Here is a 14,915-nt window from a genome sequence, read left to right as displayed (position 1 = left end):
GAAGAGTGGAAAGCGCTATGTTGCCCGTAGCTGCTTGATATGACAACCGTTGCCGTTGGACATTACTGCCATACTCTCGCCATAATGATCGTGGACACTTTGCCGTGCCCTCATTTTATTGAACGGAGTAACAATGGGTCAGGAAAAGCTGTACATCGAAAAAGAACTAAGCTGGTTGGCTTTTAACGAACGCGTATTACAGGAAGCCGCCGATAAAATTAACCCTTTAATTGAGCGTATGCGCTTTTTAGGGATTTACTCCAACAATCTTGATGAATTTTATAAGGTGCGCTTTGCCGATCTGAAGCGGCGCATTTTAATCGGCGAAGAGCAGGGTTCCGCCAGTTCACATCGCCATTTGATCAAAAAAATTCAGCAGCGCGTGATCAAAGCGGACCTTGAGTTTGACAGCCTGTATAACGATCTGCTGCTGGAGATGGCGCGTAATCAGATCTTCCTGATCAACGAGCGTCAACTTTCGCCCAATCAGCAGAGCTGGTTGCGCCACTATTTTAAGCACGAACTGCGTCAGCACGTGACGCCCATTCTGGTTAATCGCGAAACCGAACTGACTGAATTCCTTAAGGACGATTACACCTATCTGGCAGTGGAAATTATCCGCGGCGACGATATTCAGTATGCGCTGCTGGAGATTCCTTCCGATAAGGTGCCGCGCTTTGTTAACCTGCCTGCGGAATCGCCGCGCCGCCGCAAGCCAATGATTCTGCTGGATAACATCCTGCGTTATTGCCTCGATGATATCTTCAAAGGCTTTTTCGATTATGACGCGCTGAACGCCTATTCAATGAAAATGACGCGTGATGCGGAATATGATCTGGTCACCGAAATGGAATCGAGCCTGCTGGAGCTGATGTCATCCAGCCTGAAGCAGCGCCTGACCGCCGAACCGGTACGTTTTGTTTACCAGCGCGATATGCCCAACGTGATGGTTGAGATGCTGCGCGAAAAATTCAGCATCTCCAATTACGATTCGGTGATTCCCGGCGGCCGTTACCACAACTTTAAAGACTTCATCAGCTTCCCCAACGTCGGCAAAAGCAATTTGGTTAACAAGCCGCTGCCGCAGATTCGCCATATCGGCTTTGATGGCTTCCGTAACGGCTTTGATGCGATCCGTAATCGCGACATCCTGCTCTATTACCCTTATCACACCTTTGAGCACGTGCTGGAGCTGTTGCGCCAGGCCTCGTTTGATCCCAGCGTACTGGCGATCAAAATCAATATTTATCGCGTAGCGAAGAACTCGCGCATCATCGACGCGATGATCCACGCGGCCTATAACGGCAAAAAAGTCACCGTGGTGGTAGAGCTGCAGGCGCGTTTTGATGAGGAAGCGAACATTCACTGGGCGAAGCGCCTGACCGAAGCGGGCGTACACGTCATCTTCTCGGCGCCGGGGCTGAAAATTCACGCCAAGCTGTTTCTGGTATCGCGCCGCGAAGGCGATGAGGTGGTGCGCTATGCCCATATCGGCACCGGCAACTTTAATGAAAAAACCGCCCGTATCTATACCGACTATTCGCTGTTGACCGCCGATGCGCGTATCACTAACGAAGTCCGCCGGGTGTTTAACTTTATCGAAAACCCTTATCGGCCGGTGACCTTTGATCATCTGATGGTGTCGCCGCAGAACTCGCGTCGCATGCTTTATCAGCTGATCGATCAGGAAATTGCCAACGCGCAGAACAAAATCCCGGCTGGCATTACGCTGAAAATTAACAATCTGGTGGACAAGGGATTGGTCGACCGGCTCTACACCGCATCCAGCGTTGGCGTGAGGGTGAACCTGCTGGTGCGCGGCATGTGTTCGCTGATTCCGGATCTTGAAGGGATCAGCGAAAACATCCGTGTTATCAGTATCGTTGACCGCTATCTGGAGCATGACCGTGTCTATATTTTTGAAAACGGCGGCGATAAAAAAGTGTTCCTGTCATCGGCAGACTGGATGACGCGCAACATCGATCACCGTATCGAAGTGGCGGTGGCCATCCTTGACCCTGTTCTGAAACAGCGCATACAGGATATTATTGCCATCCTGTTCAGTGATACCGTAAAGGCACGCATCGTCGATAAAGAACTGAGTAATCGGCATGTGCAGCGCGGCAACCGCCGTAAAGTGCGCTCACAGTTGGCCATTTACGATTACATCAAAACTCTGGAACAACCTGAATAGACCCTATGCCAATTTCTCAGAAGAGCACGCCCCGACCACAAGAATTCGCGGCTATCGATCTCGGATCCAACAGTTTCCATATGGTCATTGCCCGGGTAGTCGACGGCGCCATGCAGGTGCTGGGTCGCCTGAAGCAGCGGGTGCATCTCGCCGATGGGCTGGGCGCAGATAACGTCCTGAGCGAAGAGGCGATGGAGCGCGGACTGAGCTGCCTGGCGCTGTTTGCCGAGCGGTTGCAGGGTTTCAGCGCCGCCAACGTCACTATCGTGGGTACGCACACGCTGCGTCAGGCGAGCAACGCCGAAGCATTTTTACAGCGTGCCGCCGAAGTGATTCCCTATCCGATCGAGGTGATCTCCGGCCACGAAGAGGCTCGGCTGATCTTTATGGGCGTTGAGCACACGCAGCCAGAAAAAGGCCGTAAGCTGGTGATCGATATCGGCGGCGGCTCCACCGAACTGGTGATCGGCGAAGATTTTGAGCCAAAGCTGGTCGAAAGCCGCCGTATGGGCTGCGTCAGTTTCGCGCAGCTCTATTTCCCGCGCGGTGAGATCAGCAAAGAGAACTTCCGTCGTGCCCGCCTTGCGGCAACACAAAAGCTTGAAACGCTGGCGTGGCAGTATCGCCTGCTTGGCTGGCAGTATGCGCTTGGCGCCTCCGGCACCATTAAGGCAGCGTGTGAAGTGCTGCTGGCAATGGGTGAAAAAGACAAGCTGATTACCGTAGAACGGCTACAGATGCTGTATGACGAAGTGATCAAATATAAATCTTTTGATGCGCTGAGCCTGCCGGGTCTGTCTGAAGAGCGCAAAGGGGTATTTGTGCCCGGTCTGGCGATTCTGTGTGGCGTGTTTGACGCGCTGGCGATTCGCGAGCTGCGACTCTCTGACGGCGCGCTGCGTGAAGGCGTGCTGTATGAGATGGAAGGCCGTTTTCGTCATCAGGATATTCGCAGCCGCACCGCGCAAAGCCTGGCTAACCACTACGCTATCGACAGCGATCAGGCGCGACGCGTGCTGGAAACCACCGAGCAGCTCTATTTGCAGTGGAAAGATCAGAACAGCAAGCTGGCCAATCCACAGCTGGCAGCGCTGCTGAAATGGGCCGCCATGCTGCACGAAGTGGGGCTGACCATTAACCACAGCGGCCTGCAGCGGCATTCGGCCTATATCCTTCAGCACTCCAACATGCCAGGCTTTAACCAGGATCAACAGCTGCTGCTGGCGTCGCTGGTACGCTATCATCGCAAAGCGGTGAAGCTGGAAGAGATGCCACGCTTTACGCTGTTTAAGAAGAAGCAGTTTCTGCCGCTGATCTTTCTGCTGCGCCTCGGCACGCTGTTGAATAACCAGCGCCAGGCTACCTCAAAGCCGGAATCGCTGTTGCTGACCACCGATGATGGGCACTGGACGCTGACCTTTCCGGCGGGCTATCTCAGCCAGAATAATCTGGTGCAGCTCGACCTGGAACGTGAGCAGGCGTACTGGCAGGATGTCACCGGCTGGAAGCTGATGTTGCAGGAAGAAAACGCGTGATTTAACCGGCGGTGATGCGTCACCGCCGCATGAAAAGATAAGGTCATCATGCTCAAGACTTACCCTGAACACTATTTTAGCGAGAAATATCAGCTCACCCCGCCCCACTCCGAAGTGATCGCCGCGCTGCCAAGGCTGCGCGTGGGCAAGGTGCTGGATATTGGTTGTGGTCGCGGCCGTAATACGCTGCTGCTCAACAGCAAAGGCTTCAACGTTACCGCCTGGGATAATAATCCTGACAGCCTGGTGCAGCTGCGCGCAATAATTGCCGAAGAACAGCTGCAGGGCATTACGGTGGAAGAGCAGGATCTGAACGTGATACGTTTTAACGGCGCCTATGATTTTGTCTTTTCCACCGTGGTCATGATGTTTCTGCAGCCTGCCGCAGTACCGCAGCTGATTGCCGATATGCAGGCCAGCACGGTGAAATATGGCTACAACCTGATCGTTGCAGCCATGGACACCGCTGATTATCCCAGTGCCGATCTCTTCCCGTTTGCCTTCAAATCGGGTGAACTCAGCGACTATTACCGCAACTGGCATATCGAAAAATATAACGAGCACGTCGGTGAACTGCACCGGGTGGATGAACACGGCAACCGGCTCAAGCTGCGTTTTGCCACCCTGCTGGCGCAAAAAGCTTCTTATTGATTTTTGGCCGCCTCATTGTGCGGGCGGCCGCTAAAATTTTTATCCGTTAGCACGCTCACTTATTGACCTGCTCACCGCGATATGTCTAAATATCTCAGCCCACTATCGGGTCTTAAACAGGACACCCTGCGTGAACAACGCCCTACCTCTGCGAAGACGTCAGAAAACCAGTACCATGACCCGTATCGTGTTACTGATCAGCTTTCTTATCCTTTTTGGTCGCCTGATTTTCCTTATTCCTGCCGCCCTTGAGCATTATCAGCAACAGCAAACGCTGCCTGCAACATCTGGTATAACGACGCCGCTTAACCAATAACTTATCCCGCACTTTATGTGGTAGCCTTCCGTGTGACTTTTTGGTCAACACGCGGTTTTCTCTGCCTTTTTGCAGCCAGCCGCTACACTTCGACCTTGCCTCCAGACACAAGGAATGCGTTATGTCTGTTTCCCACGCGCAACAGCTCAGTGAAATTCGTGGCCGTATTCTGACGCTGCTGCTTAATCAGCACGATTTTGTCGATGCGCTGCTCGACAAGCCCTATGACAAAAAAAGCGGGCAGCAGCAGCAACATGAAAAATATCGTCAGCAGTTACAGCAAAGCATCAACCTGCTGCACGCGGCGGATCTCGCCGATATCCTCGAGGCGTTACCGGAAGAGGAGCGTCAGGCACTCTGGCGACTGATCCCGGCTAATCGCCGCGGCCGCGTGCTGGTCGAAGCGTCAGAAACCGTCTGGGAGAGCCTTACCGAAGAGATGAGCGACAAAGATATCCTGCTGGCAATTGAGCCGCTGGATATTGACGATCAGGCTTATCTGGCGCGCTATCTGCCGCGCGATCTCACCGGCCGTCTGCTCACCACTATGGAGCCGTCGCAGCGCGCGCACGTGCTCAACGTGGTGCATTTTGATCGCGACCGCGTCGGCCGCATCATGGATTTCAACTTTATCACCGTGCGCGCCGATGTGACGCTGGCGACCGTACAGCGCTTTCTGCGGCAGAAAAAAAGCATTCCTGACGGCACTGATAAGCTGTTCGTCACCGATCGCAATAATCAGCTTCTGGGCGAGCTGCCGCTGACTGATATTCTGTTAAATCGTCCGGAAATGCCGGTTTATGAGGTGATGAACGATCTGCCGACCACCTTTCGCCTCAACGATAAAGCGGAAGATGCCGCGGGCGCCTTTGAACGTTATAACCTGATTTCTGCGGCAGTGATTGACGATGCCGGCAAGCTGATTGGTCGTGTGACCATTGAAGACGTGGTGGATTTGGTCAACGAAGAGAGCGAAAGCAACATCCGTAAAATGGGCGGGATCAGCCAGGAAGAGGATGTGTTTGCGCCGGTGCGTAAAGCGGTAAAAACGCGCTGGGCGTGGCTGGCGGTGAATCTTTGTACCGCCTTTGTCGCCTCGCGGGTGATTGGCATGTTTGAGAGCACCATTTCGCAGCTGGTTGCGCTGGCGGCGCTGATGCCGATTGTTGCCGGTATCGGTGGCAACACCGGCAATCAAACCATCACCATGATTGTGCGCGCGCTGGCGCTGCGGCAGGTTGAACCAGGCAATTTCTCCTTTCTCATTGTGCGCGAATTAGGCGTGGCCCTGATCAACGGCATTTTCTGGGGCGGGATTATGGGCAGCGTCACCTGGCTGATGTATGACAACCCGGCGCTGGGCGGCGTGATGATGCTGGCGATGGTGCTTAACCTGCTGCTGGCGGCGCTAATGGGCGTGCTGATTCCGCTGCTGATGACCAAATTTGGCCGCGATCCGGCGGTGGGCTCCAGCGTGCTGATCACCGCGCTGACCGATACCGGCGGCTTCTTTATTTTTCTCAGCCTCGCCACGCTGTTTCTGCTGCATTAATTCTCTGGCTGGCTCCGCACGGAGCCAGCGCGACGCTACGGCTTATCTTTCTGCAGATTGTCTCCGCCGATGCCGCCAACAAACGGCAAGCGCAGCCGCAACGGCGTAAAGTCGATGCCCATGTTTAATCCCAGCACGTTCAGTTCAAAGCCCTCTTCCGCGCCAACCGTTACGCCCAGCACACCCAGCAGCGACACCTGCAGACCGCGCCCTGACGGCGGCAGGCCAATCGGATGCAGCAGTGAGCGATAATCTTTACCCAACGCATTAGCGGGCAGATCCAGCTTCAGCTCGGGCACTTCACGGCCAATGTGGGCGATAAAGGTGTTGCTGTTGGGACCCGGCCATGCGCGATAGGTGTTGGGCCACGGATAGGACTGGATCGCCGCCATGATGTGCGGGATCATCGCCTCCGCCTCTGCGCCGCGATGCTCCACCAGCAGTCGCGGTTTTGCACCATACCAGTAACCATCCGGTTCATTGCTGTTCAGACGGACCTTGTCACCGCTGCCCCAGCTGATGACCTCAAAACGACGATAGCGCGTCTCTCCGGCACGTTTGAAGATAATCCACGGATGCACTGCCACCCGGCCTTTCCAGCCGTAGGTCGGCGCCGCGTACACCTGCACGATCGCTTCCGCCGCGTTCTGCCGCGGGTCAGGCGCCAGTCCAGCAGAATCACGGCGGGCTGACCACCAGCCACCACCGCTGTTGCCGTCGGCATCGCGATTCGCCTGCGCCAGGCTGGCACCCAGCGACAGCAGCAAAATGCAAAGAAAAGTGAGCGCGCACACTTTGAGTGAAAACATACAGGGGTCCTGATGAATAAAAAGAAAAATCGCCAGTTAACCTAACGAGTTAACTGGCGATAGCAGCAGGCAGAGCGAATCAGCCCTTACGGGCAGTGAGTTATTCCCACTCGATCGTGGCTGGCGGTTTGCCTGAAATATCGTATACCACGCGGGAGATGCCGTTCACTTCATTGATGATGCGGTTTGACACACGGCCGAGAAAATCATACGGCAGATGCGCCCAGTGCGCGGTCATGAAGTCGATGGTTTCCACCGCTCGCAGCGAGACCACCCAGTCATATTTACGGCCATCGCCCATTACGCCGACCGAACGCACCGGCAGGAACACGGTAAAGGCCTGACTGACTTTGTTATAGAGATCGGCTTTGCGCAGCTCTTCAATGAAAATGTGATCGGCGCGACGCAGCAGATCGCAATACTCTTTCTTCACCTCGCCCAGCACGCGCACACCCAGACCCGGACCCGGGAAAGGATGGCGATAAAGCATGTCGTAAGGCAGACCGAGCTCAAGACCAATTTTACGCACTTCATCTTTAAACAGCTCTTTCAGCGGCTCAACCAGGCCCAGCTTCATCTCTTTCGGCAGGCCACCGACGTTGTGGTGTGACTTGATCACGTGCGCTTTACCGGTGGCAGAAGCGGCGGATTCAATCACATCAGGATAGATGGTGCCCTGCGCCAGCCACTTCACGTCGGTGATGCTGGTCGCTTGCTGATCAAAGACTTCGATAAAGACGCGGCCAATGGTTTTACGCTTGGCTTCCGGCTCATCAATGCCTGCCAGCGCATCAAGGAAGCGCGCTTCTGCTGGTACATGAACGATGTTCAGACCGAAATGATCGCCAAACATCTCCAGCACCTGCTCCGCTTCGTTCAGACGCAGCAGGCCGTTATCCACGAACACGCAGGTCAGGCGATCGCCGATGGCGCGATGCAGCAGCATGGCGGTGACCGAGGAATCCACGCCGCCAGACAGACCCAGGATCACCTTGTCATTGCCAATCTGCTCACGCAGACGCTCAACCGCATCTTCGATGATTTTCGCTGGCGTCCACAACGCTTCGCACTGACAGATATCCAGCACAAACCGCTCCAGCATACGCAGGCCCTGACGGGTATGCGTCACTTCCGGGTGAAACTGCACGCCGTAAAAACGCTTCTCTTCGTTGGCCATAATGGCAAACGGACAGGTTTCAGTGCTGGCAACGGTCACGAAATCATCGGGAATGGCGGTGACTTTATCGCCGTGGCTCATCCAGACATCCAGCAGCGGCTTGCCGTTGACGCTGATGGCGTCTTCGATACCGCGTACCAGTGCGCTTTCGGTGGTGACTTCAACCTGAGCATAACCAAATTCACGCTCGCTGGAGCCCTGAACGTGTCCACCCAGCTGAATAGCCATGGTTTGCATGCCGTAGCACACACCCAGCACCGGTACGCCGGCGGTAAACACGTAATCCGGTGCGCGTGGGCTGTCCAGCTCGGTGGTGCTTTCCGGGCCACCGGACAAAATGATGCCGTTCGGATTGAACTGGCGGATCTGCTCTTCGGTGACATCCCATGCCCACAGCTCACAGTAGACGCCCAGCTCGCGCACGCGGCGCGCAACCAGCTGCGTATACTGCGAACCAAAATCAAGGATCAGTATGCGATGTTTATGAATATTTTCCGTCGTCATTAAGGCGTTTCCAGGCGATAGATTACACAGTACAAAAGTGAAAAGCCCGGCCTGAGCCGGGCGTAACCATGAGGATTAGGATCCCATGCGGTAGTTCGGAGATTCTTTGGTGATGGTCACGTCGTGAACGTGGCTTTCAGAGATTCCGGCTCCGCTGATGCGGACGAATTCCGCTTTGGTACGCAGTTCATCAATCGTACCACAGCCGGTCAGGCCCATACAGGAACGCAATCCGCCCATCTGCTGATGCACGATCTCTTTCAGACGGCCTTTGTAGGCCACACGGCCTTCAATGCCTTCCGGCACCAGCTTGTCTGCGGCGTTATCGGTCTGGAAGTAGCGATCGGATGAGCCTTTGGACATCGCGCCCAGGGAACCCATGCCGCGATAGGATTTGAATGAACGGCCCTGATAGAGCTCAATTTCACCTGGCGATTCTTCGGTACCTGCCAGCATGGAGCCTACCATTACGCAGGCCGCGCCCGCTGCAATCGCTTTGGCGATATCACCTGAGAATCGAATGCCGCCATCGGCGATAACCGGAATGCCGGTGCCTTCCAGCGCGGCAACCGCATCCGATACCGCGGTAATCTGCGGAACGCCCACGCCGGTCACGATGCGGGTGGTACAGATGGAACCCGGACCGATACCCACTTTCACCGCGCTCACGCCCGCTTCAACCAACGCCAGTGCGCCCGCGCCGGTGGCCACGTTGCCGCCAACGATTTCGAGATCGGGATATTTAGCACGGGTTTCACGGATGCGAGTCAGTACGCCTTCAGAATGGCCGTGTGAGGAGTCGATCAGCAGCACATCAACGCCTGCCGCAACCAGCGCGTCCACACGCTCTTCGTTGCCCGCTCCGGCACCGACTGCCGCGCCGACGCGTAAACGACCGTGCGCATCTTTACAGGCGTTAGGCTTGCGTTCCGCTTTCTGGAAGTCTTTTACGGTGATCATGCCGAGCAGATGGAAACTTTCGTCAACCACCAGCGCTTTTTCCACGCGCTTTTCGTGCATTTTGTGCAGCACCACTTCGCGTGCTTCACCCTCTTTCACCGTGACCAGACGCTCTTTTGGCGTCATCACGGCGGAAACCGGCAGAGACTGATCGGTCACGAAGCGCACATCACGACCCGTGATAATGCCCACCAGTTCGTTGTTGCCGTTGACCACCGGATAACCGGCAAAGCCGTTGCGATCGGTGAGCAGCTGAACTTCTGCCAGCGTGGTAGTTGGCAGCACGGTTTGTGGATCGGTGACCACACCGCTTTCATGTTTCTTCACCTTGCGAACTTCGTCCGCCTGGCGCTCAATCGACATATTTTTGTGAATAAAGCCCAGCCCACCCTCTTGCGCCAGCGCAATAGCCAGACCCGCTTCGGTCACGGTGTCCATTGCAGCAGAAAGCATAGGGATGTTGAGACGAATATTTTTCGTCAGTTGGGTACTGAGATCGGCTGTGTTTGGCAGCACGGTAGAGTGGGCAGGAACGAGCAGAACGTCGTCGAATGTTAGGGCTTCTTTAGCGATTCGTAGCATGGCAATATCTCGACCTGAAGGTGAATGAGAACAGATAAAATATTGCCGCGGCATTATACAGGCCGAAAACGATTGCCTCCAGTACTTTTTCCGAAAAACCCTTGATCCCAACTTACAGCCATGTAGTATCAATGGATTAACCCGCTGATTTAAAATTTGATCTCTGTCACATGCCGCCACTGCCGAACGCCAATATTTTTACCGTTAGCCGCCTGAATACCACGGTGCGAAAACTGCTGGAAATGGAAATGGGACAGATCTGGCTGAGCGCTGAGATCTCCAACTTTTCACAACCCTCTTCCGGCCACTGGTATTTCACCCTTAAGGATGACGGCGCACAGGTGCGTTGTGCGATGTTCCGCAACAGCAACCGCCGCGTCACCTTTCGGCCGCAAAATGGTCAGCAGGTGTTGGTGCGCGCCACCATCACTCTGTATGAGCCACGCGGCGATTATCAGCTGATTGCCGAGAGCATGCAGCCCGCCGGTGACGGTTTGCTGCAGCAGCAGTTTGAGCAGCTAAAAATGCGTCTGGCGGCGGAAGGCTTGTTTGAGCAAATGCATAAACAGCCGCTGCCCGACCCGGCGCAGCAGGTTGGCGTGATTACCTCATCAACCGGTGCGGCGCTGCACGACGTGCTGCGTGTGCTGCATCGTCGTGATCCCTCATTGCCGGTAGTTATCTATCCCACGCCGGTGCAGGGTCAGGATGCGCCAGCGGCCATTGTGCGCGCCATTGAAATCGCGAACCAGCGAGCGGAATGCGACGTGCTGATTGTTGGCCGTGGCGGCGGTTCGCTGGAAGATTTGTGGAGCTTCAACGATGAGCGGGTTGCGCGGGCTATTTTTGCCAGCCGTATTCCTATCGTTAGCGCAGTCGGCCATGAAACCGACGTCACGATCGCTGATTTTGTTGCCGATTTACGCGCGCCTACGCCTTCCGCCGCCGCCGAGCTGGTCAGCCGTAATCAGATTGAACTGCTGCGGCAGCTGCAATCCCAGCAGCAGCGCATGGAAATGGCAATGGACTATTATCTGGCACAGCAGCAGCGCGCCTGGTCACGCCTGCATCATCGTCTGCAGCAGCAGCATCCCCAGTTACGGCTGGCCCGTCAGCAAACCACGCTGTTTCGCTTACAGCGCCGCCTGGACGATGCGATACAGCTGCAGCTGCGCCAGGCAACGCGCACTCAGGATCGGCTTACCCAGCGCCTGGCACAGCAGCAGCCTGAAGCGCGTTTGCACCGTGCGCAGCAGCAACTGCAACAGTGGCATTATCGCTTGCAGCAGGCGGTATTTCAGCAGCTTAACCGCGACAAACAGCGCTTTGGCGTGCGTGCCGCCCAGCTGGAAGCGGTCAGTCCGCTGGCAACGCTGGCGCGTGGCTTCAGCGTGACAACGGCAGCAGACGGCAACGTGGTGAAAAAAACCAGCCAGCTACAGCGCGGCGAGACGCTCAAAACCCGGCTGGATGATGGCTGGATTGAAAGCCAGATCACCGACATTCATGCGGATAAATCCTGAGCAACGAATCGGCAAACCCGGCCAGCGCACACTATACTTTTTGGACACTCTTAATGAACCAGGAAGCATGGTATGCCTTATGCAGTGATCCCCCCTTACATTCTGCGCAAAATCATCGATAACGGTTCCGGCCCGCAAAAAGATTATGCGCGCCGAACCCTGACCCATGTGCAGCATCTGATGGCCGAAACCTGGCAAAAACCTTCGGCACCACACACGGCGACCGCTGGCCACGTTGAGCGTGAAATCTATGATGCGCAAAACAGCAATAATCTGCCTGGCACGCTGGTGCGCAAAGAGGGCCAGCCCGGTAACAATGATGTTGCCGCAGAAGAGGCCTGGAACTATCTCGGCGTCACCTACGATTTCTTCTGGCGCACCTACAAGCGCAACTCGCTGGATAATCAGGGGCTGGCGCTGCTGGGTACGGTTCATTACGAGAAGGATTATCAAAACGCCTTCTGGAACGGTCAGCAGATGGTTTTTGGTGATGGCGACGGTGAAATCTTTAACCGTTTTACCATTGCGATCGACGTTGTGGCTCACGAGCTGGCGCATGGCGTCACCGAAACCGAAGCGGGGCTGATTTACTTTGAGCAGGCGGGCGCGCTTAATGAGTCGCTCTCTGACGTCTTCGGCTCGCTGGTAAAACAGTTTCATCTGCAACAGACAGCCGATCAGGCCGACTGGCTGATCGGCGAAGGGCTGTTAGCCGAAGGCATTAACGGACGCGGACTGCGCTCAATGTCAGAGCCCGGTACCGCCTATGACGATCCGATGCTGGGCAAAGATCCGCAGCCCGCCCATATGCGCGATTATATCCAGACGCGCGACGACAACGGTGGCGTTCATCTCAATTCAGGCATTCCTAATCGCGCCTTTTATCTCGCGGCGACCGCGCTGGGCGGCTACGCATGGGAACTGGCGGGTTACGCCTGGTACGATACGGTGTGCGATAAATCGCTGCCGCAAAACGCTGACTTTAAAACCTTTGCACAGCTGACCATTCAGCACGGGCAAAAACGCTTTAATAAATCGGTGGCGGATGCGATTGAAAAAGCGTGGCAGGATGTGGGTGTCTTATCATGAAAGAGCTGCCGGAACTGACGGAGGATGCGGTGATCGATTTGGCGCGCGAAGGTGGCGTCGCCTGGATTCCGAAACTGGCGGGCGAACGCCGTTTTGCCCTGGCGCAGTTACCCGCTCCCCGTCGGGAACAGGTCTGCGACATTCTGAAAAAGGCGATGCCGCTGGGCGCACCGCCGGGCGAGAATAATCCGGCAGGCCGTGGCGATCAGCGCTATTTTCGCATTCAGATCAGCTATGAAACCGATCGGCAGAGCGGCGATATTGTGATTCTGATACCGGAACAGCTGGCACCGCCGGAGCTGGAACATCTCTGGCGAGAAGGCGAGTGTTGACGCTGCGTGCTGCGCGCAGCACGCATTTTCCGTCAACAGTAAGGTAGTTTGTGTAATCCATGGCTGTTTTTAATATTTCCCTCTCCGATTGACAATGTCCGATGATATTTATTCTTTTCATTCTCAATATTTCTGGCACAGAAAACCTCATCAGCCCTTACTGTAAATAACCAGGAAAAAATAATTTTATTTATAGATGTTAAGTTTCTTTTTTTTTAGTCGCTTTGTATAAGTGCGTTTAAAAAAACCACCAAATTTCTTATTTTTTATTGCGCAGGAAAAACAATGGCATAGGAAAGCAGCCCCAAGATTCTCTCTATTACCTCCCCTACTGAAATCATAAAAAACAGAAAAATTAATTAATCTAAAAGGTCATTGATCATGAAGCTGGGTTTCATAAAAAACGTCTTTTTATTATCAAATGTATTTTTTCCATTCATCGTTAAAGCTATTGTCATGCCACCTCAGGATCAAACTATAAATAGCGTACAGAATTTTGACAGATCAAATTTGCCCACCACGCCAATACACCTCTGGCAACGTCAGACATCAGGCTACGATACACAAAATGCAACGCGTTATGGCGATAACTATTGGGTATGCCAGTCTACGACAAGTTACAACAGCGGAGCATGTTCGACTACAATTTATCGTGGGCGAATCGAAGGTCACAAACCAATACAGCTTAATTTTTTTGAAAAAAAAAGCAATCGCGTTGTCATGCTCAATGTTATGGCATATCGGGAAAGCAAGTTTATTCCAGCCACTGAAAAATGTGGTGAGTATTCTGCCTATGGCGTTGGCGACATTCGGCAAAGTACAACGCGCTGGTGTGAAACAGCTCCAAGAGTGTATGCACCGGAGGTGGTAATGAGCGCTTATATTAGCCCCTCAGAATTAGCAAAAATCCCCACCGGCGGCATTTGGGAGGGAAATTTACTTCTTAACTCAATGCAGTATAATCCAAATCAAAAAATTGCCACATGGAGAGCAAATATTATATTGAAAGTGTCTGATATCAACAATATTACTGCTTATTTTCCGGAATTTCACTCTGCCACGCCAACAGTTGATCTTGCTCTGCAAGTAAAGCCTACGGACAGAGGTCAGATGCTTTCAGGCGAGGCAAATCTGGATATGTGTTTATATGATGGTTTTAATGCGCAAAGTCGTTCTTATGAGATTACCCTTACTGATGAAATGCGTTTCAATGGCAGGAAAAATGGTCACTTTTCCATTGTTAAATCAGGCGTCCCTACTACTTCCGGCAATATGAGAATCGATTACCGTGCCCAGCTAACCTATAATGGAAACTCTATCACACTAAATAATAATGAAACCGTAGAGCTTCATGGTATAGATGGCAGCAATAGCAGAGAAGTCTTCTTACCAAATATTCCACAATCTGTATATTGTACGCCAACACCCTTAAAAATAATAACCGACCAGATATTTACCATTGAAAAAAATCCCGGTTTGTATCGTGGTAATTTGAAGATTACCTTCACGCCATCCATATAATAACTATCATCAACAGTTCACTTCATATTTTATATTAACATCCATACCACTCTCATACTGAGGATATTTAGCCAATCTACGACTATCGCTAAAAGTTTACTTTTTAGTAAATCCTCTACGTGTGAATATAATACGTTAAATTTATATTCCTGGAAGTCGGCACTCGCCGC

Annotated in this window: 12 protein-coding genes; 9 read left to right on the top strand and 3 right to left on the bottom strand. The window is 53.6% G+C overall.

Annotated features, from left to right (window positions below; all coding sequences use genetic code 11):
• Window positions 1–133: 133 nt before the first annotated feature.
• The 5 genes from ppk1 (at window position 134) to mgtE (ending at window position 6,248) form a co-directional block, all read left to right on the top strand.
• On the top strand, window positions 134–2,194 hold the full coding sequence (gene ppk1, locus ACJY2L_RS08250) for a polyphosphate kinase 1 (RefSeq protein ID WP_067432825.1): 2,061 nt from the start codon (window positions 134–136) through the stop codon (window positions 2,192–2,194).
• A gap of 5 nt (window positions 2,195–2,199) precedes the next feature.
• Window positions 2,200–3,729, top strand: a complete 1,530-nt coding sequence (ppx, locus tag ACJY2L_RS08245; protein WP_439212585.1) for an exopolyphosphatase — start codon at window positions 2,200–2,202, stop codon at window positions 3,727–3,729.
• 48 nt (window positions 3,730–3,777) lie between these two features.
• A complete protein-coding gene (gene tehB, locus ACJY2L_RS08240) occupies window positions 3,778–4,380 on the top strand; it encodes a tellurite resistance methyltransferase TehB (RefSeq protein WP_439212586.1) in 603 nt (200 codons plus the stop codon).
• Between the two features lie 130 nt (window positions 4,381–4,510).
• Window positions 4,511–4,696, top strand: coding sequence for a YfgG family protein (locus ACJY2L_RS08235; RefSeq protein ID WP_439212587.1), 186 nt, complete (start codon window positions 4,511–4,513; stop codon window positions 4,694–4,696).
• 121 nt (window positions 4,697–4,817) lie between these two features.
• Window positions 4,818–6,248, top strand: coding sequence for a magnesium transporter (gene mgtE, locus ACJY2L_RS08230; RefSeq protein WP_439212588.1), 1,431 nt, complete (start codon window positions 4,818–4,820; stop codon window positions 6,246–6,248).
• Window positions 6,249–6,283: 35 nt separating this feature from the next.
• Here the strand turns inward: mgtE and ACJY2L_RS08225 are convergent, their stop codons facing one another.
• The 3 genes from ACJY2L_RS08225 to guaB all read right to left on the bottom strand — a co-directional run bounded on the left by ACJY2L_RS08225 (window position 6,284) and on the right by guaB (window position 10,280).
• On the bottom strand, window positions 6,284–7,057 hold the full coding sequence (locus tag ACJY2L_RS08225) for a DUF3750 domain-containing protein (protein WP_439212589.1): 774 nt from the start codon (window positions 7,055–7,057) through the stop codon (window positions 6,284–6,286).
• Between the two features lie 100 nt (window positions 7,058–7,157).
• On the bottom strand, window positions 7,158–8,738 hold the full coding sequence (gene guaA, locus ACJY2L_RS08220; RefSeq protein ID WP_439212590.1) for a glutamine-hydrolyzing GMP synthase: 1,581 nt from the start codon (window positions 8,736–8,738) through the stop codon (window positions 7,158–7,160).
• A 75-nt stretch (window positions 8,739–8,813) separates the two neighbouring features.
• Entirely contained in the window at window positions 8,814–10,280 is a 1,467-nt protein-coding gene (gene guaB / locus ACJY2L_RS08215) for an IMP dehydrogenase (protein ID WP_067435468.1), read from the bottom strand.
• A gap of 170 nt (window positions 10,281–10,450) precedes the next feature.
• On the opposite strand from guaB, the gene xseA reads away from it, so the two are divergent.
• From xseA to ACJY2L_RS08195, 4 genes are all read left to right on the top strand, one after another.
• Entirely contained in the window at window positions 10,451–11,803 is a 1,353-nt protein-coding gene (gene xseA, locus ACJY2L_RS08210; protein ID WP_439212591.1) for an exodeoxyribonuclease VII large subunit, read from the top strand.
• 72 nt (window positions 11,804–11,875) lie between these two features.
• The gene (locus ACJY2L_RS08205; protein WP_439212592.1) at window positions 11,876–12,892 is read left to right on the top strand and encodes a M4 family metallopeptidase; all 1,017 of its coding nucleotides are present in this window, start codon (window positions 11,876–11,878) and stop codon (window positions 12,890–12,892) included.
• Window positions 12,889–13,224, top strand: coding sequence for a protealysin inhibitor emfourin (locus ACJY2L_RS08200; protein WP_439212593.1), 336 nt, complete (start codon window positions 12,889–12,891; stop codon window positions 13,222–13,224). The genes ACJY2L_RS08205 and ACJY2L_RS08200 overlap by 4 nt, the downstream gene beginning before the upstream one ends.
• A gap of 381 nt (window positions 13,225–13,605) precedes the next feature.
• Complete coding sequence (locus tag ACJY2L_RS08195) at window positions 13,606–14,745, top strand: CfaE/CblD family pilus tip adhesin (protein WP_439212594.1); 1,140 nt, start codon at window positions 13,606–13,608, stop codon at window positions 14,743–14,745.
• Window positions 14,746–14,915: the final 170 nt, after the last annotated feature.

The sequence above is a fragment of the Duffyella sp. Ts4 genome, assembly GCF_051851875.1.
In the GTDB taxonomy this organism is placed as follows: domain Bacteria; phylum Pseudomonadota; class Gammaproteobacteria; order Enterobacterales; family Enterobacteriaceae; genus Duffyella; species Duffyella gerundensis.
This window is presented reverse-complemented; position numbering and strand designations above follow the sequence as displayed.